At 36.5% G+C, this 1,404-nt stretch carries 2 protein-coding genes; both read right to left on the bottom strand.

The genetic code is table 11. The features are described from left to right. On the bottom strand, window positions 1-824 hold an 824-nt coding region (locus AN964_RS21700; RefSeq protein ID WP_152982448.1), incomplete at its 3' end, for an IS3 family transposase. Continuing rightward, window positions 788-1,351, bottom strand: a complete 564-nt coding sequence (locus AN964_RS21695; RefSeq protein ID WP_055741590.1) for a helix-turn-helix domain-containing protein — start codon at window positions 1,349-1,351, stop codon at window positions 788-790. The genes AN964_RS21700 and AN964_RS21695, both read right to left, overlap by 37 nt. Window positions 1,352-1,404: the final 53 nt, after the last annotated feature.

The following is a 1,404-nucleotide window of genomic DNA, read 5'->3' as shown; positions in this document are numbered from 1 at the left end:
CTCATTCCAGCCAATTTTTCTTTTGAACGTTCATTGTTATACCAGTAGATATATTCTTCTATTCTTCTTTTTAATTCTTCATAGCTTACTAGAATCTCCCCATAATACATTTCTTGTTTTAAAATGCCGAAGAAATTCTCCATCGAAGCGTTGTCTGCGCAGGTTGCTTTACGTGACATGCTTTGGAATATTTTATTTTCTTTTAACGTTCTGACCCATTGGTTGTGTTGATAATGCCAGCCTTGATCGGAATGGATAGTGGTGCGATAGGTCGCATGATTCTTTAATATCTCTATTGTTTCTTTTAAAGGTTTCATGACAAGATCTAACGTTGGACGTTTCCTAATTTCAAACGCAACAATTTCTACGTTATAAAGGTCAAGAATCGGATTTAAATATAACTTCTCATCGCCTAGACATTTGAATTCTGTAATGTCTGTTACTAATTTTTGAAGAGGGATAGGTGTGGAAAAACGCCGGGATAAACGGTTTTTCGCTACCTTCCCAACCTTCCCCTTATAGGAATTGTATTTACGGGATTTCCGCATAAATTTTACACATTTCAATCCTATTTCTCGCATAAGTCGATACACTTTTTTATGGTTAACACGATGTCCTAACTTCTTTAATTCCTTTGTGATGCGTTTATAACCGTAACGTTCATGGAACTTCTTAAACAGGTCGGTAATGAGTTCTTTTAGCTCTCTATTCGTATCTTTATTCCCAAAGTTTTTTACATGATAGTGATAGGTTGCCTCAGGAATACCGACCACAAGGAAAATATCCTTTAATCGGAATCCTTCTTCTTTGAGTTCGAATGCCAATTTAGCTTGTGCTTTTCGAGGAAGGCATTCTGATTTGCCCGAAAAGCTCTCAGCTTTTTTAGGTACGCATTTTCTAGCTTTAGTAGTTCATTCTCACGTTCCAACTCTTCTTCACGTGTTAACTTTTTTTCTTCCTTATTCTTTTGTTTATTGGGTTTCTTAGACACAGAAGACCGCCCCTTTGGTTTTGGAATCAGGCCTTCTACTCCTTGTTCATAAAATTCTTTCGTCCAGCGAATAATCAAGGAAGGGTTGTTCAAATTAAAATGAACAGCAGTTTCTAAATAAGAAGCACCTGTGTTTAACATAAATTGTATCGTATCCATTTTAAATTGAACAGAATACTCCTTTTTCGTTTTCCTACGATTTAACCCATCCATCCCTTGAGACTTATATACATTCACCCATTCACGTATTGAGGTCTGGCTGCCCATATTATATTTTTTTGCCAATGATCCATACCCAATATTGCCCTCTAAATACTCGGTGACAAGCCTTATTTTGAATTCTTCACTATATTTTGCCATAAAAACACCCCCGAAAGTTAGATTTATTACTCTAACTTTCGGGGGTCGGTACC

Origin of the sequence: Heyndrickxia shackletonii, from assembly GCF_001420715.1 — a bacterium.
Classification (GTDB): Bacteria; Bacillota; Bacilli; order Bacillales; family Bacillaceae_C; genus Margalitia; species Margalitia shackletonii.
This window is presented reverse-complemented; position numbering and strand designations above follow the sequence as displayed.

Coding starts and splice junctions, on each gene's coding strand:
- AN964_RS21695 (WP_055741590.1), bottom strand. CDS start 1,351: ATGGCAAAATATAGTGAAGAATTCAAAATAAGGCTTGTCACCGAGTAT.